This window comes from Plantactinospora sp. CNZ320 (assembly GCF_002846275.1).
Genome location: NZ_PJMP01000001.1, coordinates 7,342,682 through 7,368,968 on the forward strand (window position 1 = coordinate 7,342,682; position 26,287 = coordinate 7,368,968).

Sequence of the window (26,287 nt, forward strand, 5' to 3'; positions counted from 1 at the left end):
TCAGTTGCCGCCGGCCGAGCGGTCGGTGGTCTTGTCCGGGGTGATCAGGCTGAAGGTCTCCCGGGTGGTCGGCTTCGGCACCACCACGAGACCGGGGCGGTCGACCAGCCGGGTGGTGTTCGGCGGCACCGCGAGACTGGTCTCCGAATTCGGCTGCCAGGCCAGCACCACGACAGGGCTGGAGAGCGGCAGGACGTACGCCTGGAGCGGTTCGAGCCGGTCGGCGGCCGACACCACAGGCGGGCCGTCGGCGGGCCGGAGCAGGGCGGCAGTCATCATGCCCTCGTCGGTACGCCAACTGAGCTGTTCGAGCCTGGCCGGCTTCTCCCCGGCACCCACCAGCTCGACCTCGGCCAGCTCCTTCGCCGACAGCCGGTCGATCGGCCAGGAGACCGGCACCGATCCGGCGTGGACCTCGCCGTGCACCCGGTGCGGGATGCTGCCGAACGGCCCGGTCTTGGCGGCCAGGGCGCAGGTGTCCAGGCCGTCCAGCACGGTGGCGCCGGAGCCTGTGTCGTCGCCGACCAGCGGATAGCGCGGCCCCTCGATCCCGGTGCCGAGGTCGATGAGCCGGTCGGCGGCCTTGCCGCTGGGCAGCGACTCGCTGGGGCGCAGCCGCGCGGTGACGGTACGGGCGGCGCAGGCGGGCACCGCGACCGGGCCGGTCAGGCCGTCGGTGACGGCCAGCGGCTGGCGGTCCGGCCCGAGGAGCCGGTCGACCCGGGCGGAGACGAGGTAGCGCCGGCCGGTGGGCAACTGCACCGGCAGTACGTCGGAGTAGACCAGGTAGCCGGGCTCGGTGTACTCCACCGCCCGGTCGACGCGGAAGTCCGACCCGTCGCCGGTGAGCTGCAACAGCCAGGATCCCGCCTCGCCGGGCACGTCGGCGGCGACCAGGGCGAGCCGGCCACCGTCGACCTCGCCGAGCCAGAGGATGCCGGAGGAGGGCAGGTGCACCCGGTCCTCGACCGGGGAGCGCCACTCGTCGACGGCCCGGGCCACCGCCTCGGTCGCCTGTGGATCACCGGCCAGGGTGCCCCGCGAGGGCCAGACCTGGAGTGTTCCGTCCAGTGTGTCGTAGCCGACCCGGAGCGCGACCGGAGGTTCCTTAGGAACGGTGCCGCAGCCGCCGGTGAGCAGGGCGAGGGTGAGGGCCGCGCCGACGATCCCGCTACGAGGGAGTGAACCCACCGCTGTGCTCCCGATCCGCCTCAGTCGTCAACAGAAGCCACATCCTACGAGATCTCGGACGCGCCTCGGGCGTGACCCGGAAAAGCCGACCGATCGGGGACGGCCGGCCGGGCAGCACGACTCGCACTGCGGAAACCCGCGGCCCAGGCAACTGGGACCAATGGGGTACTCCTGTAGACTCCGCCGACTGTGACGCTTGCCCAGCCACGCCTGCACAGCACCCCGGACCCGGAGGGCCCCGAGTCCGGAGGCAGAACGGCGACCGGAACCGACGGGGGCGCGGCGGAGCCGGCGGGTTCGGGCACCGGTTCCGAGACCGGCTCGGAGATCGCGCCGGCGGCGGCCGCCGCCGACCGGGAGCCGGCGCCGCGTTCCGGTGCCGTGGGCGAGGACTCGGGTACCCCGGACCGGAACACCGGCGAACCGGCCACCCGGCCGGCCCGTTGGCCCACCTGGCGACGTGACCTCGCCGTCTACGCGGCATTCCTGGTCGCCGGCTTCTGGGTGACCAGCCAGATCTGGCTCGACCCCGCCGGCCGGGTCGCCTCGCTCTACAGCAGCGACCCCGCACAGGTGCAGTACTTCCTCGCCCACTCCGTACGGGTGGTGCTGCACGGCGAGTTCCCGTTCTTCACCGACCGGCTGAACTATCCCGACGGCGTCAACCTGATGGCCAACACGGCGATCCTGGGCCTGGGCATTCCGATGGTGCCGGTGACGCTGCTGTTCGGGCCGGCGGTCTCCTTCGTGGTACTCGTGACGATCGGTCTGGCCGGCACCGCCTCGGCCTGGTACTACGTGCTCTCCCGGCACCTGGTCAGCGCACCGATCGCGGCTGTCGTCGGCGGCTGGTTCTGCGGCTTCTCCCCGGCGCTGCTCTCACACGCCAACTGGCACCCCAACATCATCTCCCAGTTCCTGCTGCCGTTCATCGTCTGGCGGGTACTGGTGCTCACCCGTTCCACCCGGCCGGTACGGGACGGCGTGATCCTCGCCCTGCTCGTCACATACCAGGCGTTCATCAACGAGGAGATCCTGCTCTTCACCGCGATGGCCTGCGGGGTCTTCCTGCTCGCCGTACTGGTGCAGGAGCCGTCCCGGTGGAGGGCGGCGTGGCGCCCGCTCGGTGCCGGTCTCGCCGTCTGCGCCGTGCTGGCCGGTGCGCTGCTGGCGTACCCGCTGATTGTGCAGTTCGCGGGCCGGCAGGCGTACCACGGGCTCAGCGACGCGGTACGGGACTACGGCAACGACCTGGCGGCGTTCTTCGTACCCGGCTCCACCACGCTCGGCGGCAACCAGCGGGCCAACCTCGACCTCGCCCCGAACTACTCCGAGGAGAACGCCTTCTTCGGCTGGAGCCTGGCGCTGCTGACCGTGGCGATCGTGGTCTGGCTGCGCCGCGAGGTGGTGATCCGGGCGCTCGCGGTCACCGGGCTGCTCTTCGCGATCCTCTCGCTCGGCGAGCGGATCTCCTGGTGGAACCGGGGCGCCTTCTGGGGGCCGTGGGACATCCTGGTGAAGGCCCCGCTGCTCGACGCGGTGGTGCCGACCCGGTTCGGCCTGATCACCACCGTGGTGATCGGCCTGCTGCTGGCGCTCGCCACCGACCGGGCCTGGAAGCTGGAGATCGCCGACCGGCGGGCGCTGCGTACCGTGGTGGTGACCGCGTTGGTGATCGCGCTGGTGCCGATCCTGCCGCTGCCACTGCGCGAGGTCAGCCGGCCACCGGTGCCGCACTTCATCACCTCCGGCCAGTGGCGGCCCTACGTCGGCGCCGACCAGACGCTGGTGCCGGTGCCGATCCCGGCGATGGGGCACACCCACGGGATGCGCTGGGCCGCCGCCGTCAACCTCGACTTCAAGATCCCGGGCGGCTACTTCCTCGCTCCCCGCAACGGCAACACCGGCGACCCCGGCCGGTTCGGTGGCCGGCCAAGCGGGCTCAGCGCGGTACTCGACCGGGTCGCGACCAGCGGCCAGCCGGCGACGCTCACCGACCGGCAGCGCCGGCGGGCCCTGGACGAGTTGCGGCACTGGCGGGCCGCGATTCTGGTACTCCCGGTCCGGCAGGACAACGCCGAGGCGCTGCGCAGCACCGTCGACCAGCTCGCCGGCCCGGCCCGGCGTACCGCCGACGTGTGGGTGTGGGACGTGCGCGCCCTGACCGACCGCACGGCTGGGTGAGCGCGTCGGGACGACCCGCCGAGACCGCGCCGGACGTCGCGGTCCCGGCGGCCGTGCCGTCGAGCACCGCCGGGCGCCGGGCGGCGCTGCGGCGGGTCGCCGCCGAGCGGCTCGGCGCGCTGCGGGGCTGGGCGGCGCGGCGGCGGGCGGCACTGGTCGACGTGGCGGTGGTGCTGCTCTACCTGGCCGCCGCCGGTTACGTCACCTCCGGGATGTGGCTGCACCGGGACCGGATGACCTACGCCAGCAACGACATGATGCTCTTCGAGTGGATGCTGGCTCGGGCAGCCCGGGCGGTGACCCATCTGGAGAACCCGTTCTACAGCACCGCGTTGAACGCGCCGGACGGGATCAACCTGATGGCGAACACCTCGGTGCTCGGCCTGGGCGTGCCGCTGACCCCGGTCACCCTGCTGGCCGGCTCGCAGGCCAGCTATCTGCTCGCGGTGGTGCTCTCGCTGGCCGGTACGGCCACCGCCTGGTATCTCTTCCTGTCCCGCCGGATCGTCGGCTCCCGGCTCGGCGCGGCTGTCGCCGGCCTGTTCTGCGGGTTCGCGCCCGGGATGATCTCCCAGGCCACCGGGCACCTGCACATGATCTCGCAGTTCCTGGTGCCGGCCATCCTGGCGGTCGTCTTCGATCCGCGCACCGACCGGGTGCTCCGGCGCGGGGTACTCCTCGGCGTGCTGGTCAGCTACCAGGTCTTCCTCGGCGAGGAGGTGCTTGCCTTCCTGGTGCTCGCCTGCGGCCTCTTCACCGTCGGCTACGCGGTCTCGGCCCCGCGCACCGCCCGACGGCTGGCTCCGGCGTTCGTCGGCCGGCTCGGCGTCGGCACGCTGGTCGGGGTGGTGCTGCTGGCGTACCCGCTGTGGTTCCAGTTCTTCGGGCCGGGGCACTATCGCGGGCTGCCGTTCGACCCGAAGGCGTACCCGCTGGACCTGGCGTCGTTCACCGCCGCGTCCCGGCAGTCGATCACCGGTCACGACTCGGTGCCGGGGATGCTCTCGCCGAACCTGACCGAGGAGAACTCCTTCTTCGGGCTGGCGCTGATCGTGCTCTGCGCGGTGGTGGCGGTCTGGCAGTGGCGGCGGCCGCTGGTGCGGGCACTGGTGCTCTGCACACTTGTCTTCGCCGCCCTCTCGCTCGGCGAGGACCTGCGGCTGAACGGGGAGGTGCTGGACCTGCCCGGCCCGTACCGGCTGGTCTCCGGGCTGCCGCTCATCGACCTGGCGGTGCCGGCCCGGTTTCCGCTGATCTGCGTACCGGCCCTGGCGATCCTGCTGGCGCTCTCCTTCGACGGGGTCTCCCGGCGTACGGCGGGCGGCGTGTCAACGGGCGATGGCACAACGGGCGGTGGGCGGGTGCCGGTCCGGCTGCTCTGGACCGGGGCGGTGGTCGCCGTACTGCTGCCGCTGGTGCCGACACCGTTGCAGACCAGACCGGTCTGGCCGGTACCGGAGTTCGTCGCCAGCGGCGAGTGGCGGTCGTACGTGCCGCCGGGCCGTACCCTCGTGGCCGTGCCGCCGACCCGGGGCTCCGAGGCGACCGCCGGGATGTACTGGTCGGCCCGGACCGGCCTCGCCTTCACCACTCCGGGCGGCTACTTCATCGGACCCACCGGACCGGACGATCGGCAGGCCCGTTGGGGTGCGCCGGACCGGCCGACGGCGGTGCTGCTCGACCGGGTCGCCGCCACCGGCGAGGTACCGCCGATCGGTGAGGCCGAACGGCGGCAGGCGGTCGAGGACCTGCGGCACTGGCGGGCCGCGATCGTGGTGCAGGGCGGGCTGCACCGGGGCGTGCCGGTCCGGGACGCACTCGACCAGTTGCTCGGGCCGGGCCGGGAGATCTCCGGCGCCTGGGTCTGGGACGTCCGCGCCCTGGTCGGGTGAGCCGCGACCGGGTGGGTAGGGGACGGCGCGGTAGATACCGGTGAGCGTGATGCCTGGTAGTCATCGTGATGACACCCAGGCATCACGCGCGAACGGGTGATGCCCCGCAACCCACGCCGCGGGTGGCCGACAGATTCGGTTGAAGAGCCGGAGTCGGTCAGTCAGGCGCTGTGGCGACGGTCAGCCCACGAGCGGCCGGACGTCCCAGAGCCAGACGTCGTCCACCCGCTGGCCCGGGCCGAGCAGCCCGGCGAGCAGGACGTGCAGGGCGGGCTCGGCCGGGTGGTCGCCGAGCACCACCACCGAGGCCTTCCAGAACCGTAGGTCCTCGATCGCCTGGCGCCGGTTCTCCTCGGTGACCAGGGGCGCGGCACCCCGGTCAATCGTTCCGTAGATCAGCAGGCTGGTCGGCCGGGACGGGGCGCCGAACACCCCGAAGCCCTCCGTGTCCGGCCCGATGAAGTAGCCGGCCGGGATCGGGAACTCATGCCCGGTCAGCGCGCTCCAGCGCAGCGTGGAGAGGCCGTGCACGTTGCTCGGGATCGGCACCGGCACCAGGGTCCGGCCCTCCGGCACGTACGGTCGCCAGGCCCCGGAGGTGATGAAACGCGGCGGGGAATCGATGTGCATTGCCGGCAGCGGGCGCGGGATGATCGGCAGCAGCGCGAGGGCGATCGCGGCGTACGCCATGATCCGCAGTCGTGGCCTGGCCGGCTCGACCTCCCCGGGCGCGTCGCCGTTCGGGGCGGCCGGTCCGGGCCGGCTCTTCGCGACCTCGTCCCAGCCGAGCGCGACCAGGATCCCGACGGCGGCGACCGTGACCAGACTCAGCCGGGTCGGCATCATCATCTCGATCAGCGGCAGGTCCTCCGGCAGCAGACGCCACGGCCCCTCGTACTCGGTGAGCCGGCCGTCGTAACGGATCTGCCGGCCCAGCGAGGCGAGCGCGAATCCGGCACCGAGCAGCGCGGCGATCCGGGCGACCACGGAGGTCCGCCAGAGCAGCACCGCGACCAGCACGACCAACCCGACGAGCGGCCAGCCCAGCCAGGTGTTCTGCTCGGTGACCCCGATCGTCTTCTCCACCTCCGGGGAACCGGCGATGGTGTCCCGGGAGTAGGTGACGAAGGCCCGCAGGTCCTCGCCCCAGTTGTGGAAGACGCCGCCCTGCAAACCCCGGTAGGACTGCGGACCGTTGAACTGGTACCAGATCGGGTAGCCGGCCAGCAGCAGCGCCACCGCGCCGCCGACGCCGAGGCCGCGCAGCAGGTTCCAGACCCGGTGGCGCATCACCGACCAGCGGAAGGCGGCGTAGAGCGGTACCGCCACCGCGCAGGCCAGCGCGGTGAGCAGCAGCATCTCCTCGTTGATGAAGATCTGGTACGCCACCAGCAGCCCCAGCACCAGCCCGTTGCGCAGCCACCGCCCCGGCTCGCCCAGCCGGAACACCCGGACCACGATCAGCGGGAGGAGGAAGTTGGAGACGAAGTTCGGCTGGCCGTTGGCGTGGTGGATGATGCCCGGGGCGAAGCCGAGGAAGGCCCCGCCGACGAATGCGGCACCCCGGGAGGAGACCAGGTGCCGGGAGAGCATCCAGTACGAGGTGGCCGCCGTCGCCGCGAGCGCACCACCGAGATAGAGCGCGTACGTCACCTGCGGGCCGAACAGCCAGGTGAGCGGGGCCAGTGGCAGGGTGACGCCCAACAGCGAGGTGTTGGCCATCATGTTGACCCCGTCCGGGGCGTTCTGCCGGGCGGAGAAGAGCGGGTTCTCCAGGTGCTGGACCGAGTACGCGCCATGCGCGAAGAGCCACTCGAACCAACTGTGGTCGGTCGGCAGGTGCGAGGAGACCCGGTGGTTGATGTCGACCCAGTAGTTGGCACACACGAAGACACCGAGCAGGACGTACGCTCCGATGGCCAGTACGTCGACCCGCGCGGGCGTTCGGAGGAACCGCCACTGTCGAGAGCGACCGACCTCGGTCGAGCCGGCTTCGGCGTCCGAAGAATTGTCCACCACCGGAACTGCCACGAGGCGCCATCGTACAGGTGGGTTCGCGTCCGAATTGCCGCTACCCGCTCCGGTGTGACCGGAGTGTGCCGGACCAGCGCGGCAGCCCATACCGGACCATCCGGGCGGCCTGAGAGGGAGGGGAATGCCCACCATCGAGCTGGGTGAGTTGACCGCCGGGGCCGCGGCGGAGGTGTCCGGACCGGGCGGGACCGCGCGGCGGCGGACGAGCCGGCGCCGGGTGCCCCGGTCGGCGTTGCTCGCGGCGGTGCTGGCCGGGCTGCTCGGCACGGTGGTGGCCGGCGATCCGCTCCCGCGCGGCTGGCCGGAGGTGACGGTACCGGCCAGGCTCGGTGCCACCGTCTTCGCCGACCGGGACCGGCTGTTCGTCGCCGAACCCCGGCAGGCCGGTGAGCCCGGTCCGGAGCTGGCCGCGTACCGGCTGCCGGAGGTGGAGCCGGACTGGCGGGTGGCGTTGCCGACCGACGAGGTCGACAGCCTCCAGTCGGTCGGCGACCACCTGCTGGCGCTGACCTATCCGCGGCCGTCGGGCAGACAAGCCCGGCTGACGGTGCTGGACGTGCCGGCCGGTGTCGTGGCCTGGACCCGCGACGTGAGCCTGATGGCGGTCAGCACCGGTGACGACCTGGTGCTCTGGGCGTCCGTCGAGCAGCGGCGGCCGGACGGGGAGAACGGGCCGGGCACGCTGGAGGTGGTGGATACGGCCTCCGGCGCCGTCCGGTGGTCACTGCCGGTGCCGGCCGGTGCCCAGCCGGCGCTCGACCTGTCGGGAGGTGGCCCGGCGGGCCCGGTGCGCGCCTCGACCCTGGTCGTCACCCTGCCGACCGGTCGGGTCGAGGTGCGCGACCTCGGCACCGGCGCCATTCTGCGGACCATCCAACTGCCGCCGCCGGGTGCCGGGTCGCGGGTCGACCGGCGGGCCGAGGTCGCCGCCGGGCTGTTCCTGGTGTACGACGAGAGCACGGTGTCCGCGTACGGCCTGCCCCGGCTGGACCGGCGCTGGTCGGTCCCGTTCCAGCCCGTCGTGGAGTACGGGCCGGTCGCCTGCGGAGTCGACCTGTGCAGCATGCGCCCGCAGCACGGGGTCAGCCTCCGGGACAGGCGGACCGGCGTCATCCGCTGGTCGGACGAGCGCTGGACCGGCGTCTGGGGTACCGGTGGCGTGCTGTTCGGCACGCGGGCCGATACCGGCGCGGCCGAGTCGCTCTCCGTCCTCGACCCGGCCACCGGGCAGGCCCTCGCCGACCTCGGCCCCTGGGCCTTCGTCGTGCCGCGCGGATCGCGGTTCGTCGGCCTGCGCTACGGCGCGGACCAGCGGGCCTGGGTGGTGGAGTTCGACACGGCGACCTGGCGGAGCCGACTGCTCGCGGTCCTGTCCGGGGTGTCCGGGAACTGCGGGCTGACCGAGACGGTGCTGTACTGCCGCCGGCCGGACGCCTCGGTCGGGGTGTGGCGACTGCCCGGACAGCCGGCCGGGCCGCGCCTGGCAGAGTCACTTGTCGGGCACGGATAGGTTGTCCCCTACAGGCAGCCGGGGAGGTCGTGGTGCGGGTACTGGTGGTGGAGGACGAGCGCAACCTGGCCGACGCGATCGTCCGTGGGCTGCGCCGTCGGGGCATGGCGGTCGACGTCGCGTACGACGGTTCGACAGGGCACGAGATGGCCTTCGTCACCCGGTACGACGTGGTGGTGCTCGATCGGGACCTGCCCGGCATGCACGGTGACCAGATCTGTGCCGACCTGGTCAGCTCGGAGGCGCTGACCCGGGTGCTGATGCTGACCGCCAGCGGCACGGTCGCCGACCGGGTGGAGGGGCTCCAGCTCGGTGCCGACGACTACCTGCCGAAGCCGTTCGCCTTCGACGAGCTGGTCGCCCGGGTGCAGGCGCTCGGCCGCCGGGCCACCCCGGTCACCCCGCCGGTGCTGACCGTCGCCGACCTGGTGGTCGACCCGGCCCGGCGGGTGGCGACCCGGGGCGGGATGCCTATCGACCTGACCCGTAAGGAGTTCGGCGTGCTGGAGGAGTTGCTCAAGGCTCGCGGGGCGGTGGTCTCCAGCGAGGAACTCCTGGAGCGGGTCTGGGACGCCAACACCGACCCGTTCACCACCACCGTCCGGGTGACAGTGATGACGTTGCGGAAGAAGCTCGGCGATCCGCCGCTGATCGAGACGGTGGTCGGCGCCGGCTACCGGGTACCCGACCCGTACGTGCCAGGGCAGGTGAGTGCGTGACCGTCTATCTGACCCGTCGACGGCCCCGGGTACGGCCCACCCTGCGGCTGCGGCTGACCCTGCTCAACGGCATCCTGCTGATCGGCGCCGGGGCGATCCTGGTGCTGCTCGCCTGGCTGCTGGTGGCCGACGTGCTGACCCCGGAGATCCGGCTGCGGTCGAACCCGACGCTCGAACTCTCCGACGGTCGGACGGTCGGCGCTGTCGAGTGGCAGCGGGAGATGGCACAGGCGGCGACCCGGGAACTGCTGGTCAAGGCGCTGCTGGCGCTGCTGGTGATCAGTGTCGTCGGGGTGCTCGGGGCGTACGCGGTGGCCGGTCGGGCGCTGCGCCCGCTGCACCAGGTCACCTCGACCGCCAGGCGGCTCGGCGAGGCCACCCTCGACCAGCGGATCCGCTACTCGGGCGCGGACGACGAGGTGGCCGAGCTGGCCGGCACCTTCGACGCGATGCTGGACCGGATCGCGGGTGCCTTCGAGGCGCAGAAACGCTTCGTCGCCAACGCCTCGCACGAGCTGCGTACGCCGCTGGCGGTGATGCGTACCGAGATCGACGTCACGATGGCCGACGACGAGGCGGACGTCGCCGAGTACCGGCGGATGGCCACGGTGGTCCGGGACGCCTCGGAGCGGGCCAACAACCTGGTCGACGCGCTGCTGGTGCTGGCCCGCAGCGAGGCGCAGGCCGGTCGCCGGCTGGCCCGCAAGGCGCCGACAGATCTGGCCACCGGGGCCAGCGCGGCGCTCTCGGCGGTCCGCAACGAGACCGCCCGGCTCAAGCTCCAGGTCGAGACGGCGTTGTCGCCGGCACCCGTGGTCGGCGATCCCGGGTTGCTGGAGCGGCTGGCCGGCAACCTGATCGAGAACGCGGTGCGCTACAACCACCTGCACGGCCGGATGTGGGTGCGGACCGGGTCGGATCCGGAGCAGGCCTGGCTGGTGGTCGGCAACACCGGTTTCGAGGTGGAGCAGGCGGATGTGCCGGGGCTCTTCGAGGCGTTCCGGCGGGGCGGCCGGGAGCGGACCGGTGCCCGGGGCTCCGGGCTGGGGCTGTCGATCGTCCGGGCGGTCTGCGACGCGCACGGCGGCACGGTCAGCGCGATCGCCCAGGACGGTGGCGGCCTGGAGGTGACGGTGACCCTTCCGGCGGCCGAGACGACTCCGGTGGTGGCCGCCTCGGCGGTGGTCGGCGGCGGTCCGGGCACCGGGCCGGTCCGGCCGGTGCCGGCGAACGTCACCGCCAGTGCCGCCAGCCCCGCGAGTGCTGGTGCCGCCAGTCCTGCGAACGCTGGTGCCGCCAGCCCGGCGAACGCTGGTGCCGCGAGTGCCGCCAGCACGGTTCCGCTGGGCTCGGCGTCCAGCCGGGCGACCCCGGCCGCCGTGCCGGTTCCGGGTACCCCGCCGGCACAGCCGACCGCCGGCGGCGCGGGCGACCTGGCGCAGACCCGCCCGGGCACCGATCAGGTACCCGGTTGACCGGCGGCTCCGGAAGGGCGGCGTCGCGGTTACGCCACGAGGTCGAGTTCGCGTACCTCGCGGCGGATCGCCCGCAGGCGGGCGGTGGTGATGCCGAGTTCCTGTGCCACGTCGGCGTCACTGGCCTCCGGGCGCTCGGCCTGGATCGCCGCCGCCAGCGCGGCGGTCTCGGTGATCGGGCGGCGCGGCCGTGCGGTAGCACCCGACCTGGCCGCCCGGCTGGTCGAGGCCCCCTTCCGGGCCGGAGCGGTCGCGGTCTTCCGGGTCCGGCCGGACGCGCCCGTGCCCGTCCCGTTCACCGTTCCAGTCCCGTGCACCGTCCCCGTCCCGTTCACCGCGCCCGTCCCCGTCCCGTTCACCGCGCCCGTTGCCGACCCGTTCACCGTGCCCGTTCCGTTCACCGTGCCCGTTCCGTTCACCGTGCCCGTTCCGTTCACCGTGCCCGTTCCACCGGTCCGCCGGGGGAGGGCCTGGCCGTTCACCCGACCGTCCGGTTCGACCGCGCCGACGGGTTCGACCGCGCTGATGGGTTCGACCGTGCCGGCCGGTGGGGCTGTGCCGGCCGGTTCGACCGCGCCGAGTGGCTGGCTGTCGGGTGCCGGAGCGGCCTGAGCGGCCTGGGCGGGGTCGACTGTTGTCGCGGCCTGTGCGGTGGCGATCCGGCCGCCCAGCTCGACCAGGCAGATGCTGGCCACCACGATCAGGCCGTCGACCGAGAGCGGCAGCAGGTACGGCGACGCGCCCGTCTCGCCGTACCGGGCGGCCACCCCGACCATGTGCCAGTACGACACCCAGGCGGCGATCCCGGCGATGGTGGCGGTGGCCGCCATCCGGGCGAACGCGAGGGAGCGGCGGTGCACGGGTACCCGTGAGATCAACTCGACGGTGAGCAGCAGGGCCAGTGGCGGCCAGGCGGCGATGGCCTGGCTGATCGGGTTGTCCCTGGCGTGCAGGATGTTGGCGACCACCGAGGCGGCGACCCCGAGCGCGAGGGTGGCGCGTACGGCCCAGCGGACCCGGCGAAGCTGTGGGAGGGGCACCGTCGCTCCTTGCCTGTCGTCGTGCTTCCTCTCGGCCCAGCGGACCAGCCGGCCTGACCGCTCATCCTTACGGCCGAAGCGGCCCGGCCGGTGTACCGGCTGGATTTCCGGCGTGTCGCTCACCGCTTGGTGGCCGTCCATGTGCTTGGCGTTGTCGTCGCGCCATGCCCACGCCGAGGGGCAGGGCCGGGCACGGTGTGAATCCGGGTTGCCGATCCCGGCGCCTCGTGCGAGGCTTGCCGCCGTCAGCCCGGATCATGGGAGGAGGTGCGGTAGATGGTTGCGCTGTCCTGTCCCGCGCCTCGCATCGGCCACCGCTGACCGATCCGCGTTCCTCCGCGAGGCGCACACTCCAGCATGGAGGATCCGTGAGTTCCGTCATCCACAACGTCAGCTTCGACTGCGCCGACCCGTACCAGCTCGCCAGCTTCTGGGCGAGGGTGCTGGACCGGTCCCTGCACCCGGAGGACCAGCCCGGCGACGAGGAGATCGCCCTCGTGTCGCCGGACGGCGTCAGCCCGCAGGTCTTCTTCCAGCGGGTTCCGGAGGGCAAGTCGGGCAAGAACCGGCTGCACATCTGCCTGCAACCGAATGACCGTACCCGGGACGAGGAGGTCGAGCGACTCTTCGGGCTCGGTGCCACCCTGGTCGCCGACCACCGGCGGCCGGACGGTACCGGTTGGGCGGTGCTCGCCGACCCGGAGGGCAACGAGTTCTGCGTCGAGCGGAGCGCCGGCGAGCGCGCCGGCTGAACCACGACGTACCGGCGCTGAGTCGGTGACACGGACCTGGCCCGGTTCCCCCACCCGCAGCGGGGTGGGGGAACCGGGCCAGGTTCCGTCTCGGGGACACCGCCCACCGCCAGCCGGCTGCGCTGAGCGGATCCGGCGTTGTGGGCGCGGCTGGTCCGAGTCGAGGCTGGTGTTCAGTGCGTCGCAGGTTCGTCGGGTGATGGCGACCGCAGCTGGGAGTTGTGCCGACGGGCCAGGTGACTGATGCCGGTCAGGATGACAGCGATCACCGTGATGAGGATCGCCAGTGGTAGCGGCTGACCGTCGAAGTGCCGCATCGCCGTGTTGGAGAGCAGCGGATCGGGGATGAGCCATCCGGCGACGAAGCCGGTGAGTCCGACGCCGACGACGACGGCGGGCCGGTGGCGGCGGACCGCGAGGGCGGCTACGCCAGCGGCGGTGGCGGCGGTGAGGATCCCGAGGATCGTCGGCACGGCGTCGACAACGTACACGCCGTGGCGTCCCCATTCCCCGGTGCCTTTCCAGGCGAGGATCCCGAGCGGGACGAGGGCCCACCAGAACAGCTGCGGCCGGGGCGCGGGCCACCGCTCGCGGACGGCGATCGCGAGCAGTACGACGATCAGGACCGGTACGACGTACGCGAAGAGCCGTTGGCCGGGGTTGATTCCCAGGCCGGCACCGCTGAGCATGTCGACGACCAACCAACCGACCATGACCGTCAGGAGGATCGCCTGCACGGTCAGGGCGGTCCGGGTCGCGCCGCACAGCCAGGCGATCAGCGGCGCGAGGGGCAGCAGGCCGAGCGCGACGAGTCGCGGCCAACCGGAGATGACGGCCGGCATGTCGGTGGCGAGGACGGCACCGGTGAACAGATCCAGGACGCTGCCGGCGGGCTGGGTGCCGACGGCGACGAGCAGGGCGCTGAGTGCGGTGCTGAGGGCTGCGGTGGCGACCGGCGTGCTGAGTCGTAGCCGGATCGCCAGGGCGATGATGTGCAGTGTCTCCTGCCAGCTCGGGTGTCGGCGGCCGTGGTCGAGGTCCAGCAGCAGGCCGAGCAATTCCTCGCCACGGGCGCTGCGGTGTGCGGCCGGCAGCAGCCGCAACAGCCGCCGATATCGTCGCTCCAGCGGGCTCACGTCCGGGTTCATCCGCTGGTCCCGAAGCGCGGGGCGGTGCGGGCGGCACGCTTGTTGAGGCGTTCCTCGGCGAGCCGGACCGCGGTGGCCATCCGCCGGCTCTCGGCGCGGATGGCCTCTGCCCCCGCGTCGGTCAGTCTGTAGAAGCGGCGTAGCCGGCCGTTCTCCACCTCGTCGTGGTCGGGGGCGATGAGTCCCTGGGTGACGAGACGGTCGAGGGCTCCGTAGAGGGTGCCGGCGCGCAGCCGGATCCTGCCGCCGGTCATCTCGTCGACCTCCGTCACCACGCCGTAGCCGTGCCGAGGCTGGTCGGCGAGGGCGGAGAGGATCAGGAACGTCTGCTCGCTGATTTCCATGCTCTATATATATCGCAGCACGATATATATAGCAACGGCGTCCGGTCGACCTGGCTAGCCCGGCAGCCGAGCCAGCAGGGCGTACGTGTTGGGCAGCCGACCCTGCCAGGCGGCCGCCGAGACCCCGCCCGGCCGCCAGAACGGTTCGGGGAACTCGGCGAGGTGGCGCAGTTCGAGGCCGGCCCCGAGTACCGCGTTGACCACCTCGCCCAGCGTCGACTGCCATTCCACGGCACCGTGCCCGGGGAAGGTGTCGTTGACGTGTGACCGGCCGAAGTAGCTGCGGTCCGGCCGGATCCGGGGCTCGTCGGAGTCCCAGCTCCACAGCGGTACCGCCGGATGACCCTCGTAGACGAAGAGGTGGCCACCGGGGCGGAGCAGCCGGGCGACGTCCCGGGCCCAGGCCGCCAGATCGGGCATCCAGATCAGCGCGCCCTTGCCGGTGTAGACGAGGTCGGCGCAGCCGTCCCGCAGCGGGGCGCCGGGCAGCCGGGCGACGACGTACCGGCAGGGGAGCGCCAGCTCGGCGGGTCGTTTACCGTCTCGAAACCGACGAAGAGGCTGCGCAGCCCCGCGTCGACGGCGCGTTCGAGCAGGTCCGGTGCGAGTACCGCGTCGACGGTGCCGGCGGCCTGCCAGAGCCGGCCCATTCCGGCCATCCCGTCGAAGAGGGCCCGGGCGAACCGCCGGTTGCCGAAGAGGTGGTCGTCGAGGAAGTAGAGGTGCCGGCCGGGGAGCCGCTCGATCTCGGCCAGCGCGTCGTCGACCGCCTGGGTGTAGAACGACTTCCCGCCCTCGAAGAAGGCGTCCTTGTAGCAGAAGTCGCAGTGGTGTGGGCAGCCCCGGGAGACCACTATCGAGTTCGGGACCAGGTAGCGGTGCCGGGCGATCAGGTCCCGGCGTATCGGGGGGAGGCCGGCGAGGGTCCGGGTGGTGGAGACGTACCGGGGCTTCGGCTCGCGTCGGCGCAGGTCGGCGAGGAACTTCGGCCAGGTGTCCTCACCCGGGCCGAGGAAGATCGTGTCGGCGTGTGCCGCCGCCTCGTCCGGCAACGCGGTGACGTGCAGGCCGCCGAGGACGACGTACGCGCCACGGGCCCGGTAGTGGTCGGCGATCTCGTACGAGCGGCGGGCCGAGGTGATGTAGACCTGGATCACCACCAGGTCCGGGACCGGGTCGTCGGTCAGGTCCAGCCGCTCGACGTGCTCGTCGTGCAGGCTCACCTCGGTGTCCTCGGGCAGATAGCCGGCGAGGGTGGCCAGGCCCAGCGGCGGGAACAGCGAGTACTTGATCGGTCGGAAGAACGGGCTCGTCGCCTCGGTCAGGGCCGGCAGGATCAGCTTGACGCGCATGCCAGCGACGGTAGGCAGCCGGTGCGGGGCGAGTGTGTTCCCGCCGTGGAGACTCGGTGAAGGATCCCGCCGGGGGTGCTCCCCAGTCCCCCCGGCGGGACGAATCCAGTGCACGTCCAGTGGCAGTTCAGTCCGGTACGCGAATCTTGAGCCCTGTCCGGCCGGCGCCCCCGCCCGGTCGGGCAGACAGATCGCCGGACGCGAGCGGCGTCCGGCGGATCGTGGTGGTCAGGGACCAGGTCGCACAGCGCGCCGTGCGACTCGCCGGGACAGGTCCCTGACCACCCGCGATCGAGGGCCGGATCAGGCGGGCAGGCTCGCCAGCCCCGGGGGCAGGAACCGGCGGCCGGTGACCCGCTCGGTGGTGCCGGTCCGGTCCAGGTACGGCGTGACGCCGCCGAGGTGGAACGGCCAACCGGCACCGAGGAGCATGCAGAGGTCGACGTCCTGCGGCTCGGCGACCACACCCTCGTCAAGCATCAGCCGGATCTCCTCGGCGAGCGCGTCCAGCGCGCGCCGACGTACCTCCTCGGCATGCAGCGGTGCGGAACCGACCTCCAGCAGCCCGGCCACCTCGGGGTTGACCTCGCCGTCGACCACCAGCGGCTTGCCCGACTCGGCGATCCGGCGCAGGTTCTCGCTGACCCCGAACCGGTCCGGGAAGGCGGCGTGCAGCGTCCCGCCGACGTGGTACGCCACCGCCGGCCCGACGAGTTGCAGCAGCGCCAGCGGGCGCATCGGCAGGCCGAGCGGGTCGAGTGCGGCGTCCGCCACCTCGGGTGGGGTGCCGGCGTCGACGGCCGCGAAGATCTCGCCGAGGAACCGGGTCAGCACCCGGTTGACCACGAACGCCGGGGCGTCGGCGACGAGTACGCAGGACTTGCGCAGCTCCCGGCCGACCGCGAACGCGGTGGCCAGGGTGGCGTCGTCGGTCCGCTCGGCCCGGACGATCTCCAGCAGTGGCAGTACCGCGACCGGGTTGAAGAAGTGGAAACCGACCACCCGCTCCGGGTGCTCCAGGTCGGCGGCCATCGCGCTCACCGAGAGCGAGGAGGTGTTGGTGGCGAGTACCGCCTCCGGGGAGACGATCTTCTCCAGTTCCGCCCAGACCTGCTTCTTCACCGTCAGGTCCTCGAAGACGGCCTCGATCACGAAGTCGGCGTCGGCGAAGACACCCTTGTCGACCGAGCCGCTGACCAGGCCGCGCAGCTTGGCGGCCGTACCCTCGGGGAGCCGGCCCTTGCCGACCAGCTTGTCGATCTCGGCATGCACGTAGCCGACGCCTTTGTCCACCCTGGACTGGTCGAGGTCGGTGAGCACCACCGGCACCTGGAGCCGGCGGGCGAAGAGCAGCGCGAGCTGCGACGCCATCAGGCCGGCGCCGACGATGCCGACCTTGGTCACCGGCCGGGCCAGGCTCTTGTCCGGCGCCCCGACCGGCCGCTTGGCCCGGCGCTGCACCAGGTCGAAGGAGTAGAGCCCGCTGCGCAGTTCCTCGCTGAAGATCAGCTCGGCCAGCGCCTCCACCTCGGCGGCCATCCCGGCCGGCAGCCCGTCCGGGTCGCCGTCGGCGGGGGTGTCCGGCGCCTCCCGGGCCCGCTCCAGCAGCTCCAGCGCCCGGTACGCGGCCGGGACCGCGCCGTGCAGCCGCTGGTCCAGCGTCTGCCGGGCGAAGTAGAGCACGCCGTCCCACATCTCCCGGTCGACCTCCGGCCGGGTCACCTGGACCTCGCCGCGGACCACCTGCGCGGCCCACTCCAGCGAGCGCTCCAGGAAGTCGGCCGGTTCGAGGAGTACGTCGGCGATGCCCAGCTCGGCGGCCTGCTTCGGCTTGAGCATCCGGTTCTGCATCAGCGGGTTCTGGATGATCACCTGGGCCGCACCGGCGATGCCGATCAGGTTGGGCAGCAGTTGCGTGCCGCCCCAGCCGGGAACGAGCCCGAGTGAGACCTCGGGCAGGGCCAGCGCGGCGGCGCCACCGGAGAGCGTCCGGTAGTGGCAGTGCAGCGCCAGTTCCAGCCCGCCGCCCATCGCGGCGCCGTTGACGAAGGCGAAGGTCGGCACGGTGCTGGTGCGCAGCCGGCCGAAGACCCGGTGGCCGAGCCGGCCGATCTCGCGGGCCTGGTCCCGGTCCGCGAGCAGCGGCATGCCTGTCACGTCGGCGCCGACGCAGAAGATGTACGGCTTTCCGGTCACCGCCACGAACGCCGGATCGGCGGCGAGCGCCTCGGTGATCGCGCTGTCCAGGCTGGACAGTCCGGCCGGACCGAAGGTGTTCGGCTTGGTGTGGTCGAAACCGTTGTCCAGAGTGATGAGTGCGGCGGGCCGGTCCAGCCCCGGCACCCGCACCAGGCGCAGCAGCGACCGGGTGACCACCTCTTTCCCCGGCTCACTCCTCGTGCTCACTTCTCGCCGCCTTCCCAGTTCGGGTTCTCCCAGATGACCGTGCCGCCCATGCCGATACCGATGCACATCGCGGTGATGCCGTACCGCACCTCGGGGTGCTCGGCGAACTGCCGGGCGAGCTGGGTCATCAGCCGTACCCCGGAGGAGGCGAGCGGGTGGCCGATGGCGATCGCCCCGCCCCACGGGTTGACCCGGGGGTCGTCGTCGGCGATGCCGAAGTGGTCGAGGAAGGCGAGCACCTGCACCGCGAACGCCTCGTTCAGCTCGAAGAGGCCGATGTCGTCGATGGACAGACCGGCGATCCGGAGCGCCTTCTCGGTGGACGGGATCGGGCCGTACCCCATCACCTCGGGCTCCACCCCGACGAAGCCGTACGACACCAGGCGCATCGACACCGGCAGCCCGAGTTCCCGGGCGACGTCCTCGGCGGCGAGCAGGCTGGCGGTGGCCCCGTCGTTGAGCCCGGCCGCGTTGCCTGCGGTGACCTTGCCGTGCGGGCGGAACGGCGTCTTCAGGGTGGCCAGCTTCGCAAGCGACGTCTCCCGGGGCGCCTCGTCGGCGGTGGCGAGTCCCCAGCCGCTCTCCGGGTCGCGGGTCGCCACCGGCACCAGGTCGGGCTGGAGCTTGCCGTTGGCGTACGCCTTGGCGGTCTTGACCTGTGAGGCGAGCGCGTACGCGTCGGCACGCTCCTTGCTGATCTGCGGGAGCCGGTCGTGCAGGTTCTCGGCTGTGGAGCCCATCACCAGGGCGGAGGGGTCGACGAGCTTCTCGGCCAGGATCCGCGGGTTGGGGTCCACGCCCTCGCCCATCGGGTGCCGACCCATGTGCTCGACGCCACCGGCGATCGCCACGTCGTAGGCGCCCATCGCGATCCCGCCGGCCACCGTGGTGACCGCGGTCATCGCCCCGGCGCACATCCGGTCGATGGCGTACCCGGGCACGGTCTTGGGCAGCCCGGAGAGCAGCGCGGCGGTACGGCCGATGGTCAGGCCCTGGTCGCCGATCTGGGTGGTGGCGGCGATGGCCACCTCGTCGACCCGCTCCGGCGGGAGTTGCGGGTTGCGCCGCAGCAGTTCGCGGATACAGCGGATCACCAGGTCGTCGGCGCGGGTGTGGGCGTACATCCCACCCGCCTTGCCGAACGGGGTGCGGACGCCGTCGACGAAGACGACGTCCCGGACTTCACGGGGCACTGGAGCCTCCTTGCCGCAGGGGCCCGGGTGGGCGGTACCTCGGATGCTACTAGCCAGTAACTACTGTCGTTCGCGCCCCCCGTGTGGCTCGGACCACATATCGTCCGGCTGAAGTCTCCGTAATCCCGCTATTGGCGGCTAAACACCGAGCAATAGCGAAAAAACTTCCGAATCGGCCAGGAGTGCGGGTGAAGGTGCTGATCGCCGGTGGTGCCGGCTTCATCGGCAGCACCATCGCCTCGGCCTGCCTGGACGAGGGCATCGAACCGGTCATCCTGGACAGCCTCTGCACCGGACGGGTCGAGTTCACCCGGGGACGTACCTTCTACCGGGGCGACATCTCCGACGGCACGCTGGTGGACCGGATCTTCGCCGAGCATCCCGAGATCGGCGCGGTGGTGCACGCGGCAGCGCTGATCGTGGTGCCGGAGTCGGTGAGCGAGCCACTGCGCTACTACCGGGAGAACGTCGCCAAGTCGCTCGACTTCCTCGAACACGTGCTCCGCAACGGGATCACCCGCTACGTCTTCAGCTCCTCGGCGGCGATCTACCGTGCCGGCGCCGACCTCTCGGTCGACGAGAACTCACCGCTGGAGCCCGCCAGCCCGTACGCCCGGACCAAGGCGATGATGGAGACGGTGCTCGCGGACACCGCCGGGGCCACCGGGCTGCGGGCGCTCTCGCTGCGCTACTTCAACCCGATCGGTGCCGATCCCCGGTTGCGTACCGGCCTCCAGCTGCCCCGGCCGACGCACGCGCTCGGCAAGCTCATCGACGCCTGGACCGACGGCGGGGAGTTCCTGATCACCGGTACCGAGTGGCCCACCCGGGACGGCTCGGGAATCCGCGACTACATCCACGTCTGGGACCTGGCCCGGGCGCACGTCTGCGCGCTGCGCCGGTTCGACGAGATCCTGCCGCCCGGCGGCGGCCGGTCGGTGGAGGCGGTCAACCTCGGCACCGGGGACGGCACCACCGTCCGGGAACTCGTGGCCGCCTTCACCGAGGCGGTCGGGCCGGTACGCACCCGCGACGCCCCGCCCCGCCCCGGCGACGCGGCCGGCTCGTTCACCCGGAGCACCCGCTCCCGGCTGCTGCTCGACTGGAAGCCCGAGTATTCCGTCGCCGACGGCATCCGGCACGCCGTGCAGTGGTGCCGGATCCGCGACGAACTCCTCGGCCTCCGCCGGCCCGCCCTGCACCTGCACCACTCCGCCGGCCGCTGACCCCCGCCCGCCGGCGGGGCGTGCCACCGCTCCCGCCGGTCGACGAGCCGTGCCACCGCCACAGTCCCGCCCCCGCCCGCCGGAGGCTGTGCCGCCGACGGGCCGGAGTGGGCCTGAGCGGGCCCGAGTCAGTTCTTCGGCTCGGCGAGCGCCACCGCCAGCTCCTCGGCGATCAGGCCGACCTGCCAGCCCCGGGCGCCGTACCCGCGCAGGGTCTCGGCGACCGTGTCGGGGGTGATCTCCTCGGGCGGGATCCACGCCAGCCGGCGGACCGAGTCGGGAGTGATCAGGTTCTCCGGCGGCAGGGTGTGCGTCGCGGCGATCCGGGTCACCACCTCGCGGCACCGGGCCAGCCGGGCCGCTGCCACCGGGTCCCGTTCGGCCCAGCGGTGCGGCGGGGGCGGCCCGTCGACCGTCGGGCTCACCGGCAGCGCGTCGTCGGGCAGCTGCCGGGCGTCGGCGAGGGCGTCCAGCCAGGTCCGGACGAGCCGGCGTACCGAGCGGCCACCGAAACCGGGCAGCATCAGCAGGGTCCGCTCGTCCTTCGGGTCCATCTCGGCGGCGGCGATTATCGCGGCGTCCGGCAGTACCCGGCCGGGTGCCGAGTCGCGGCGGGCGGCGATCTCGTCCCGGGCGTACCAGAGGGACCGCACCCGGGCCTGCGCCCGCGCCCCCCGCACCCGGTGGATGCCGGAGGTACGCCGCCACGGGTCCGGTCGCTGCCGGGCCGGCTGTGCCCCCCAGGCCACAAGCGCGGCGAACTCCTCGGCCGCCCACTGCGCCTTGCCCTGCCGCTCCAGCTCGGCCGCCAGCCTGTCCCGCAGCTCGGTGAGCATCTCCACGTCCAGTGCGGCGTAGGTCAGCCAGGACTCCGGCAGCGGCCGGCTGGACCAGTCTGCCGCCGAGTGGTGCTTCTCCAGGGTGAAACCGAGCAGTTGCTCGGTCAGCGCGGCCAGGCCGACCCGTTCGAAACCGGCGAGCCGGGCGGCCAGCTCGGTGTCGAAGAGGCGTCTCGGCCGGAGCCCGAGGTCGGCGAGGCAGGGCAGGTCCTGGCTGGCGGCGTGCAGCACCCACTCGGCGTCGGCGATCGCCTCGTCGAGGGTGCGCAGGTCGCCGAGGGGGAGTGGGTCGATGAGCGCGGTGCCGGCGCCCGCCCGGCGGAGCTGGACGAGGTAGGCACGCTGGCTGTAGCGGTAGCCGGAGGCGCGCTCGGCGTCGACGGCGACCGGGCCGGTCCCGGCGGCGAATCGGGACACCACGTCGGCCAGGCCGGCGGATGTCTCGACCGGGGCCGGGGTGCCGTCGCGAGGGGTGAGAAGCGGTACGGGCCCGCCGGGCGTTGGGTCGGGCCCCACTGTCTCGGAGTCCGGCGCGGACGCCGGAAGGCTGTGCGGCTCGTCCCCTGCTCGGCGTTGCGCGGCCCGACGGCGCAGGGGTGGTTCGTCGGTCACCTGACAACCCTAGTCTTCGCCGAGATTCACCGGCGCGCAGCCGGTACGGCGAGTCGGCTCCGGGGACGCCTGGGGCTGGTGAAGCGATTGGGGCGTACGAGGTTCGGCGCGGGTCCGGCTCTGTCAGCGGCGCAGGTCCGGCCCTGCCAGCCAGCCGCCGCCGCCCGTGTCGAGTACGCGCCGCCGCCCGTGTCGAGTGCGCGCCGCCGCCCGTGTCGAGTGCGCGCCGCCGCCCGCGTCGAGTGCGCGGCGCCGGCCGGTCGTCAGGCGGCGCCGGCCGGCCGGGAGTGCGGCAGCACTGTCACACCGGGCGGCGGCAGGCCGGCGGTGGAGGCCAGCAGCGTGCACCAGGCGAGCAGATGTGCCCGCAGGTCGTCGTCGACAGGGGTCCAGGAGGCGCGGATCTCGATGTCACCGGCAGCCGGCGGGCCGGCCAGCTCACCGAACCGGGTCGACATGGTCTGCGTCACCGTGCCGCCGAGCGCCCGGTAGGCCGCGTCCCGCGCGTGGAGCGCGTCGGTGAGCCAGGTCCAGCCGACCCCGGGAAGCAGCGGGTCGGCGGCGAGGTCGATCTCCAGGTCGGCGGTGACGTAGGTGACCAGGCGCAGTGTCCCCTCCCAGCCCTCGTGTCCGGCCGGGTCGTGCAGCAGGATGAGCCGGCCGCTGGCCACCTCCTCACCGTCGCGCCGCACGGTCGCGGCCAGCGCGAAGGCGTACGGGGCGAGCCGCTGGGGGGCGCCGACCTCCTCCAGTACGATCTCCGCGCGCGGCGCCGCCGACCGCAACCCGGCCACCGCACGGGCGAAGGTCTCGGGCTGGACGATCGGGGAGGCCATATCCGCAGCCTAAGCCGATCGTCGGCGCCGTGGTGGGGCGCCGCGCCGGTCGGTCCGGCCCGTCCGCCCGGCGCCGGCCCCACCGGAGTACGTCCGGCAGGCCACAAAACCCGGCGGTGCGCGTCGGCGGGATCGGGGCGCGTGGCACGATTGCGCCGATGAGCACCACGACTGCGGGCAACGCGGCCCGAGACGACCAGCCGGCCAGCGGTGGCCCGGCCGATTCGCCGTTCGTCCGGGCCTGCCGGCAAGAGCCGGTGCCACACACCCCGGTCTGGTTCATGCGGCAGGCCGGTCGATCGCTGCCGGAATACCGGCAGGTGCGGGCCGGGATCCCGATGCTGGAGTCGTGCCGCCGGCCGGAACTGGTCACCGAGATCACCCTCCAGCCGGTACGCCGGCACGGCGTGGACGCCGCGATCCTGTTCAGCGACATCGTCGTACCGGTCGCCGCCGCCGGGGTGGACCTGGACATCGTGCCCGGCACCGGCCCGGTGGTGGCCGAACCCGTGCGCACGCTCGCCGACGTCGACCGGATCCGCCCCATCGACCCGTCCGACGTGTCGTTTGTGGACGAGGCGGTCCGGTTGCTCGTCGCCGAACTCGGCGACACCCCGCTGATCGGCTTCGCCGGGGCGCCCTTCACCCTGGCCAGCTATCTCGTCGAGGGCGGGCCGTCGCGCAACCACGTACGCACCAAGGCGCTGATGCACGGCGCACCGGACGTCTGGCACGCGCTGCTGGGCCGGCTGGCCGAGATCACCCTCGCCTTCCTGCGGGTGCAGATCGGTGCCGGTGTCTCGGCCGTGCAGCTCTTCGACTCGTGGGCCGGTGCGCTCTCCGAGGCCGACTACCGCCGGTTCGTGCTGCCGCACTCGACCACGGTGCTGCGCGGGCTCGCCGGCGCGGGCGTGCCGCGGATCCACTTCGGGGTCGGCACCGCCGAGTTGCTCGGCGCGATGGGCGAGGCCGGTGCGGACGTGGTCGGGGTGGACTGGCGTACCCCGCTGGACGCGGCGACGGTGCGGATCGGGCCGGAGAAGGCGGTGCAGGGCAACCTGGATCCAGCCGTGCTCTTCGCGCCCTGGCCGGTGGTCGAGGCTGAGGTGCGCCGGGTGCTCGGCGAGGGCGCTGCCGCCGCCGGGCACGTCTTCAACCTCGGGCACGGCGTGCTGCCGGAGACCGACCCCGAGGTGCTGACCCGGGTCGTCGCCCTGGTCCACGAGGCGTCCGCGAGCTGACCGGGAGGCGGGCACGGTGAACGACACGACACGCTCCGGCGGGCCGCGGATCGCCGTGGTCGGCGGCGGGATCACCGGGCTGGCCGCCGCGCTCCGGCTGCGGGACCGGCTCCCCGCCGACGCCGAGATCACCGTGTACGAGCAGTCCGGCGCGCTCGGCGGCAAACTGCGTACCGGGTTGCTGGCCGGATCGACGGTCGAGTTCGGTGCCGAGGCGTTCCTCACCCGTGACCCGGCCGGCGGGGACTCGGCGGCGGTGGCCCTGGCCCGCCGGGTGGGCCTGACCGACGCGCTGGTGCACCCGGCGATCGGGCGGGCCGCACTGGCGATCGGCGGCGTACTGCGGCCGATGCCCCCGGGCACCCTGGTCGGGGTACCCGGTGACCTGGCCGCGGTGGCTCCGGTGGCCCGGCCGGCGGCGGAGCGGGACACCGACGAGGGCCGTCCGCTGCTCGACCCGGACTCCGACCCGACGGTAGGCGAGCTGGTCCGGCGGCGGCTCGGCGACGAGGTGGTGGACCGGCTCGTCGACCCGATGCTCGGCGGGGTGTACGCCGGCCGTGCCGACGAGCTGTCGCTGGCCGCCACGATGCCGGGGCTGGCCCGGGCGGCACGCACCGAACCGACCCTGACCGGTGCGGTCCGGGCGGCGATGGCGGCGGCTCCGCGACCGGCAGGCAGCCCGGTCTTCGCCACTGTCTCCGGCGGGGTGAGCCGGCTGGTGGCCGCCACCGCCGAGGCGGCCCGGGCGGAGATCAGGCTGAACGCGGCCGTCCGGGAACTGCTGCCCGTCCCGGGCGGCTGGCGGCTGGTGATCGGCCCGACCCGCGACCCGGAACTGGTCGAGGTCGACGCGGTGCTGCTGGCCCTGCCGGCCCGGCCCGCCGCCCGGCTGCTCGGCGGGGTCGACGTGGCGGTCGGCGCGCTGGTCGGCCGGCTCGACTACGCCAGCGTGGCGCTTGTCACCCTCGCCCTGCCCGGCCCGACCGGCGGGCCGGCGGCGGTTGACGGTGCCGGCGGGCCGGCGTCGGCGGTGCTGCCGGCCGGTGCGGCGGTGCTGCCGGCGGAACTGTCCGGGTTCCTGGTGCCGGCGGCCGAGGGCACGCTGGTCAAGGCGGCCACCTTCTTCACCAGCAAGTGGGCGCACCTGCGCCGGCCGGACGGGACGCTGCTGCTGCGCGCCTCGGTCGGTCGGCACGGCGAGGAACACCTGCTGCAACGCGCCGACGACGAACTCGTCTCGGCGGTGCACCGGGAGCTGTCCGGGCTGCTCGGCGCCGCACTGCCCGAACCGGTCGACAGTCACGTGCAACGGTGGGGCGGCGCGCTGCCCCAGTACGCCCCCGGTCACCTGGACCGGGTCGCCGCGGCCCGGGCGGCGCTGCGGACCTCGCATCCCACCCTGGCGCTGGCCGGCGCCGGCTACGACGGGGTGGGGATTCCGGTCTGCGTACGCTCCGGCGAGACCGCGGCCGAGGAGATCATCAAGGTGCTGGGAGTATCGAGGGCATGACTGCGGAACAGACCGGTGACGCCCAGCGGGCCGACGTGGAGCAGACCAACGCGGCGCGGCTGCGCGAGCTGAACGAGAGCATTCGCTACACAATGTGGTCGGTCTTCCGGGTGAGCGGCCCGCTGCCGGAGGCCCGGGACGGCATCGCGGCCGAGGTCGACTCGCTCTTCGAGGAGCTGGCCGGCAAGGACGTGGTGGTGCGGGGCAGCTACGACGTCTCCGGGCTGCGCGCCGACGCGGACCTGATGATCTGGTGGCACTCGTCGTCGAGCGACGCGCTCCAGGACGCGTACGGGCGGCTGCGGCGTACCGCGCTCGGCCGGCAGTTGGTGCCGGTCTGGTCGCAGATGGCGCTGCACCGGCCGGCGGAGTTCAACAAGAGCCACGTACCGGCGTTCCTGGCCGGTGAGCCGGCCCGGGGCTACATCTGCGTCTACCCGTTCGTCCGCTCCTACGAGTGGTACCTGCTGCCGGACGCCGAGCGCCGGGAGATGCTTGCCGAGCACGGCAGGATGGCGCGCGGCTATCCGGACGTCCGGGCGAACACCGTCGCCTCGTTCGCGCTCGGCGACTACGAGTGGCTGCTCGCCTTCGAGGCCGACGAACTGCACCGGATCGTCGACCTGATGCGCGACCTGCGCGCCTCCCGGGCCCGCCGGCACGTCCGCGAGGAGGTGCCGTTCTACACCGGTCGGCGACGGAGCATCGGCGAACTGGTCAACGCGCTGCCGTAGCGGCCGGCCGGCTGTCCGAGCACAGTGGACGGGGCGGCAGCGGCCG

At 73.0% G+C, this 26,287-nt stretch carries 20 protein-coding genes and 1 pseudogene; 10 read left to right on the forward strand and 11 right to left on the reverse strand.

Features of this window, described 5'->3' with window-relative positions:
• The gene (locus CLT71_RS32870; protein WP_101370520.1) at positions 1–1,191 is read right to left on the reverse strand and encodes a hypothetical protein; all 1,191 of its coding nucleotides are present in this window, start codon (positions 1,189–1,191) and stop codon (positions 1–3) included.
• A 327-nt stretch (positions 1,192–1,518) separates the two neighbouring features.
• Between CLT71_RS32870 and CLT71_RS32875 the strand changes: the two genes are divergently transcribed.
• A complete protein-coding gene (locus CLT71_RS32875) occupies positions 1,519–3,375 on the forward strand; it encodes a DUF6311 domain-containing protein (protein WP_486483744.1) in 1,857 nt (618 codons plus the stop codon).
• Complete coding sequence (locus CLT71_RS32880) at positions 3,372–5,267, forward strand: DUF6311 domain-containing protein (RefSeq protein WP_486483580.1); 1,896 nt, start codon at positions 3,372–3,374, stop codon at positions 5,265–5,267. The genes CLT71_RS32875 and CLT71_RS32880 overlap by 4 nt, the downstream gene beginning before the upstream one ends.
• A 180-nt stretch (positions 5,268–5,447) precedes the next feature.
• On the opposite strand, the gene CLT71_RS32885 is transcribed toward CLT71_RS32880, so the two are convergent.
• A complete protein-coding gene (locus CLT71_RS32885) occupies positions 5,448–7,286 on the reverse strand; it encodes a hypothetical protein (RefSeq protein ID WP_101370521.1) in 1,839 nt (612 codons plus the stop codon).
• A gap of 136 nt (positions 7,287–7,422) precedes the next feature.
• On the opposite strand from CLT71_RS32885, the gene CLT71_RS32890 reads away from it, so the two are divergent.
• From CLT71_RS32890 to CLT71_RS32900, 3 genes and pseudogenes are all read left to right on the forward strand, one after another.
• Complete coding sequence (locus tag CLT71_RS32890; RefSeq protein ID WP_101370522.1) at positions 7,423–8,811, forward strand: PQQ-binding-like beta-propeller repeat protein; 1,389 nt, start codon at positions 7,423–7,425, stop codon at positions 8,809–8,811.
• Between the two features lie 32 nt (positions 8,812–8,843).
• The gene (locus CLT71_RS32895) at positions 8,844–9,530 is read left to right on the forward strand and encodes a response regulator transcription factor (RefSeq protein ID WP_101370523.1); all 687 of its coding nucleotides are present in this window, start codon (positions 8,844–8,846) and stop codon (positions 9,528–9,530) included.
• Between the two features lie 8 nt (positions 9,531–9,538).
• A pseudogene (locus CLT71_RS32900) lies at positions 9,539–10,684 on the forward strand (sensor histidine kinase); the annotation flags it as partial.
• Between the two features lie 350 nt (positions 10,685–11,034).
• Here the strand turns inward: CLT71_RS32900 and CLT71_RS38385 are convergent.
• On the reverse strand, positions 11,035–12,045 hold the full coding sequence (locus tag CLT71_RS38385) for a DUF2637 domain-containing protein (RefSeq protein WP_486483581.1): 1,011 nt from the start codon (positions 12,043–12,045) through the stop codon (positions 11,035–11,037).
• Between the two features lie 368 nt (positions 12,046–12,413).
• Here CLT71_RS38385 and CLT71_RS36730 point away from each other — a divergent pair, with 368 nt between their 5' ends.
• Entirely contained in the window at positions 12,414–12,797 is a 384-nt protein-coding gene (locus CLT71_RS36730) for a VOC family protein (protein ID WP_143743700.1), read from the forward strand.
• Positions 12,798–12,970: 173 nt separating this feature from the next.
• On the opposite strand, the gene CLT71_RS32920 is transcribed toward CLT71_RS36730, so the two are convergent.
• From CLT71_RS32920 to CLT71_RS32945, 6 genes are all read right to left on the reverse strand, one after another.
• Entirely contained in the window at positions 12,971–13,945 is a 975-nt protein-coding gene (locus CLT71_RS32920; protein WP_101370525.1) for a hypothetical protein, read from the reverse strand.
• A complete protein-coding gene (locus CLT71_RS32925; RefSeq protein ID WP_101370526.1) occupies positions 13,942–14,289 on the reverse strand; it encodes a PadR family transcriptional regulator in 348 nt (115 codons plus the stop codon). Before CLT71_RS32925 ends, CLT71_RS32920 begins: the two co-directional genes overlap by 4 nt.
• Before the next feature lie 54 nt (positions 14,290–14,343).
• A complete protein-coding gene (locus CLT71_RS36735; protein ID WP_486483745.1) occupies positions 14,344–14,811 on the reverse strand; it encodes a methyltransferase domain-containing protein in 468 nt (155 codons plus the stop codon).
• Positions 14,715–15,641: a B12-binding domain-containing radical SAM protein gene (locus CLT71_RS32935; RefSeq protein WP_486483582.1), complete on the reverse strand. Its 927-nt coding sequence runs from the start codon at positions 15,639–15,641 to the stop codon at positions 14,715–14,717. The genes CLT71_RS36735 and CLT71_RS32935 overlap by 97 nt, the downstream gene beginning before the upstream one ends.
• Before the next feature lie 303 nt (positions 15,642–15,944).
• Positions 15,945–18,047 carry a 3-hydroxyacyl-CoA dehydrogenase NAD-binding domain-containing protein gene (locus tag CLT71_RS32940; RefSeq protein WP_101370528.1) on the reverse strand — a complete coding sequence of 701 codons (2,103 nt, stop codon included), beginning with the start codon at positions 18,045–18,047 and terminating at the stop codon, positions 15,945–15,947.
• On the reverse strand, positions 18,044–19,240 hold the full coding sequence (locus CLT71_RS32945) for an acetyl-CoA C-acyltransferase (protein WP_101370529.1): 1,197 nt from the start codon (positions 19,238–19,240) through the stop codon (positions 18,044–18,046). The genes CLT71_RS32940 and CLT71_RS32945 overlap by 4 nt, the downstream gene beginning before the upstream one ends.
• A 188-nt stretch (positions 19,241–19,428) precedes the next feature.
• Between CLT71_RS32945 and galE the strand changes: the two genes are divergently transcribed.
• Entirely contained in the window at positions 19,429–20,466 is a 1,038-nt protein-coding gene (galE, locus tag CLT71_RS32950) for a UDP-glucose 4-epimerase GalE (protein WP_101371997.1), read from the forward strand.
• A gap of 128 nt (positions 20,467–20,594) precedes the next feature.
• On the opposite strand, the gene CLT71_RS32955 is transcribed toward galE, so the two are convergent.
• Together CLT71_RS32955 and CLT71_RS32960 are read right to left on the reverse strand one after the other, a co-directional pair.
• Positions 20,595–21,917, reverse strand: coding sequence for a ribonuclease D (locus tag CLT71_RS32955; RefSeq protein ID WP_101370530.1), 1,323 nt, complete (start codon positions 21,915–21,917; stop codon positions 20,595–20,597).
• A gap of 263 nt (positions 21,918–22,180) precedes the next feature.
• Positions 22,181–22,753 carry a DUF3000 domain-containing protein gene (locus CLT71_RS32960; RefSeq protein WP_101370531.1) on the reverse strand — a complete coding sequence of 191 codons (573 nt, stop codon included), beginning with the start codon at positions 22,751–22,753 and terminating at the stop codon, positions 22,181–22,183.
• 158 nt (positions 22,754–22,911) lie between these two features.
• Here CLT71_RS32960 and hemE point away from each other — a divergent pair, with 158 nt between their 5' ends.
• From hemE to hemQ, 3 genes are read left to right on the forward strand one after another with little or no spacing between them, the layout of a single operon-like run.
• Entirely contained in the window at positions 22,912–23,994 is a 1,083-nt protein-coding gene (gene hemE / locus CLT71_RS32965) for a uroporphyrinogen decarboxylase (RefSeq protein WP_101370532.1), read from the forward strand.
• A 16-nt stretch (positions 23,995–24,010) separates the two neighbouring features.
• Positions 24,011–25,507, forward strand: a complete 1,497-nt coding sequence (hemG, locus tag CLT71_RS32970; protein ID WP_486483583.1) for a protoporphyrinogen oxidase — start codon at positions 24,011–24,013, stop codon at positions 25,505–25,507.
• On the forward strand, positions 25,504–26,241 hold the full coding sequence (gene hemQ / locus CLT71_RS32975) for a hydrogen peroxide-dependent heme synthase (protein ID WP_101370533.1): 738 nt from the start codon (positions 25,504–25,506) through the stop codon (positions 26,239–26,241). Before hemG ends, hemQ begins: the two co-directional genes overlap by 4 nt.
• Positions 26,242–26,287 lie beyond the last annotated feature (46 nt).

What these genes read in the sequence shown, in the direction of transcription:
- CLT71_RS32935 (WP_486483582.1), bottom strand. Translation starts at nt 15,641, where the DNA reads ATGCGCGTCAAGCTGATCCTGCCGGCCCTGACCGAGGCGACGAGCCCG.
- CLT71_RS32890 (WP_101370522.1), top strand. Translation starts at nt 7,423, where the DNA reads ATGCCCACCATCGAGCTGGGTGAGTTGACCGCCGGGGCCGCGGCGGAG.
- CLT71_RS32925 (WP_101370526.1), bottom strand. Translation starts at nt 14,289, where the DNA reads ATGGAAATCAGCGAGCAGACGTTCCTGATCCTCTCCGCCCTCGCCGAC.
- CLT71_RS32960 (WP_101370531.1), bottom strand. Translation starts at nt 22,753, where the DNA reads ATGGCCTCCCCGATCGTCCAGCCCGAGACCTTCGCCCGTGCGGTGGCC.
- CLT71_RS32920 (WP_101370525.1), bottom strand. Translation starts at nt 13,945, where the DNA reads ATGAACCCGGACGTGAGCCCGCTGGAGCGACGATATCGGCGGCTGTTG.
- hemE (WP_101370532.1), top strand. Translation starts at nt 22,912, where the DNA reads ATGAGCACCACGACTGCGGGCAACGCGGCCCGAGACGACCAGCCGGCC.
- hemQ (WP_101370533.1), top strand. Translation starts at nt 25,504, where the DNA reads ATGACTGCGGAACAGACCGGTGACGCCCAGCGGGCCGACGTGGAGCAG.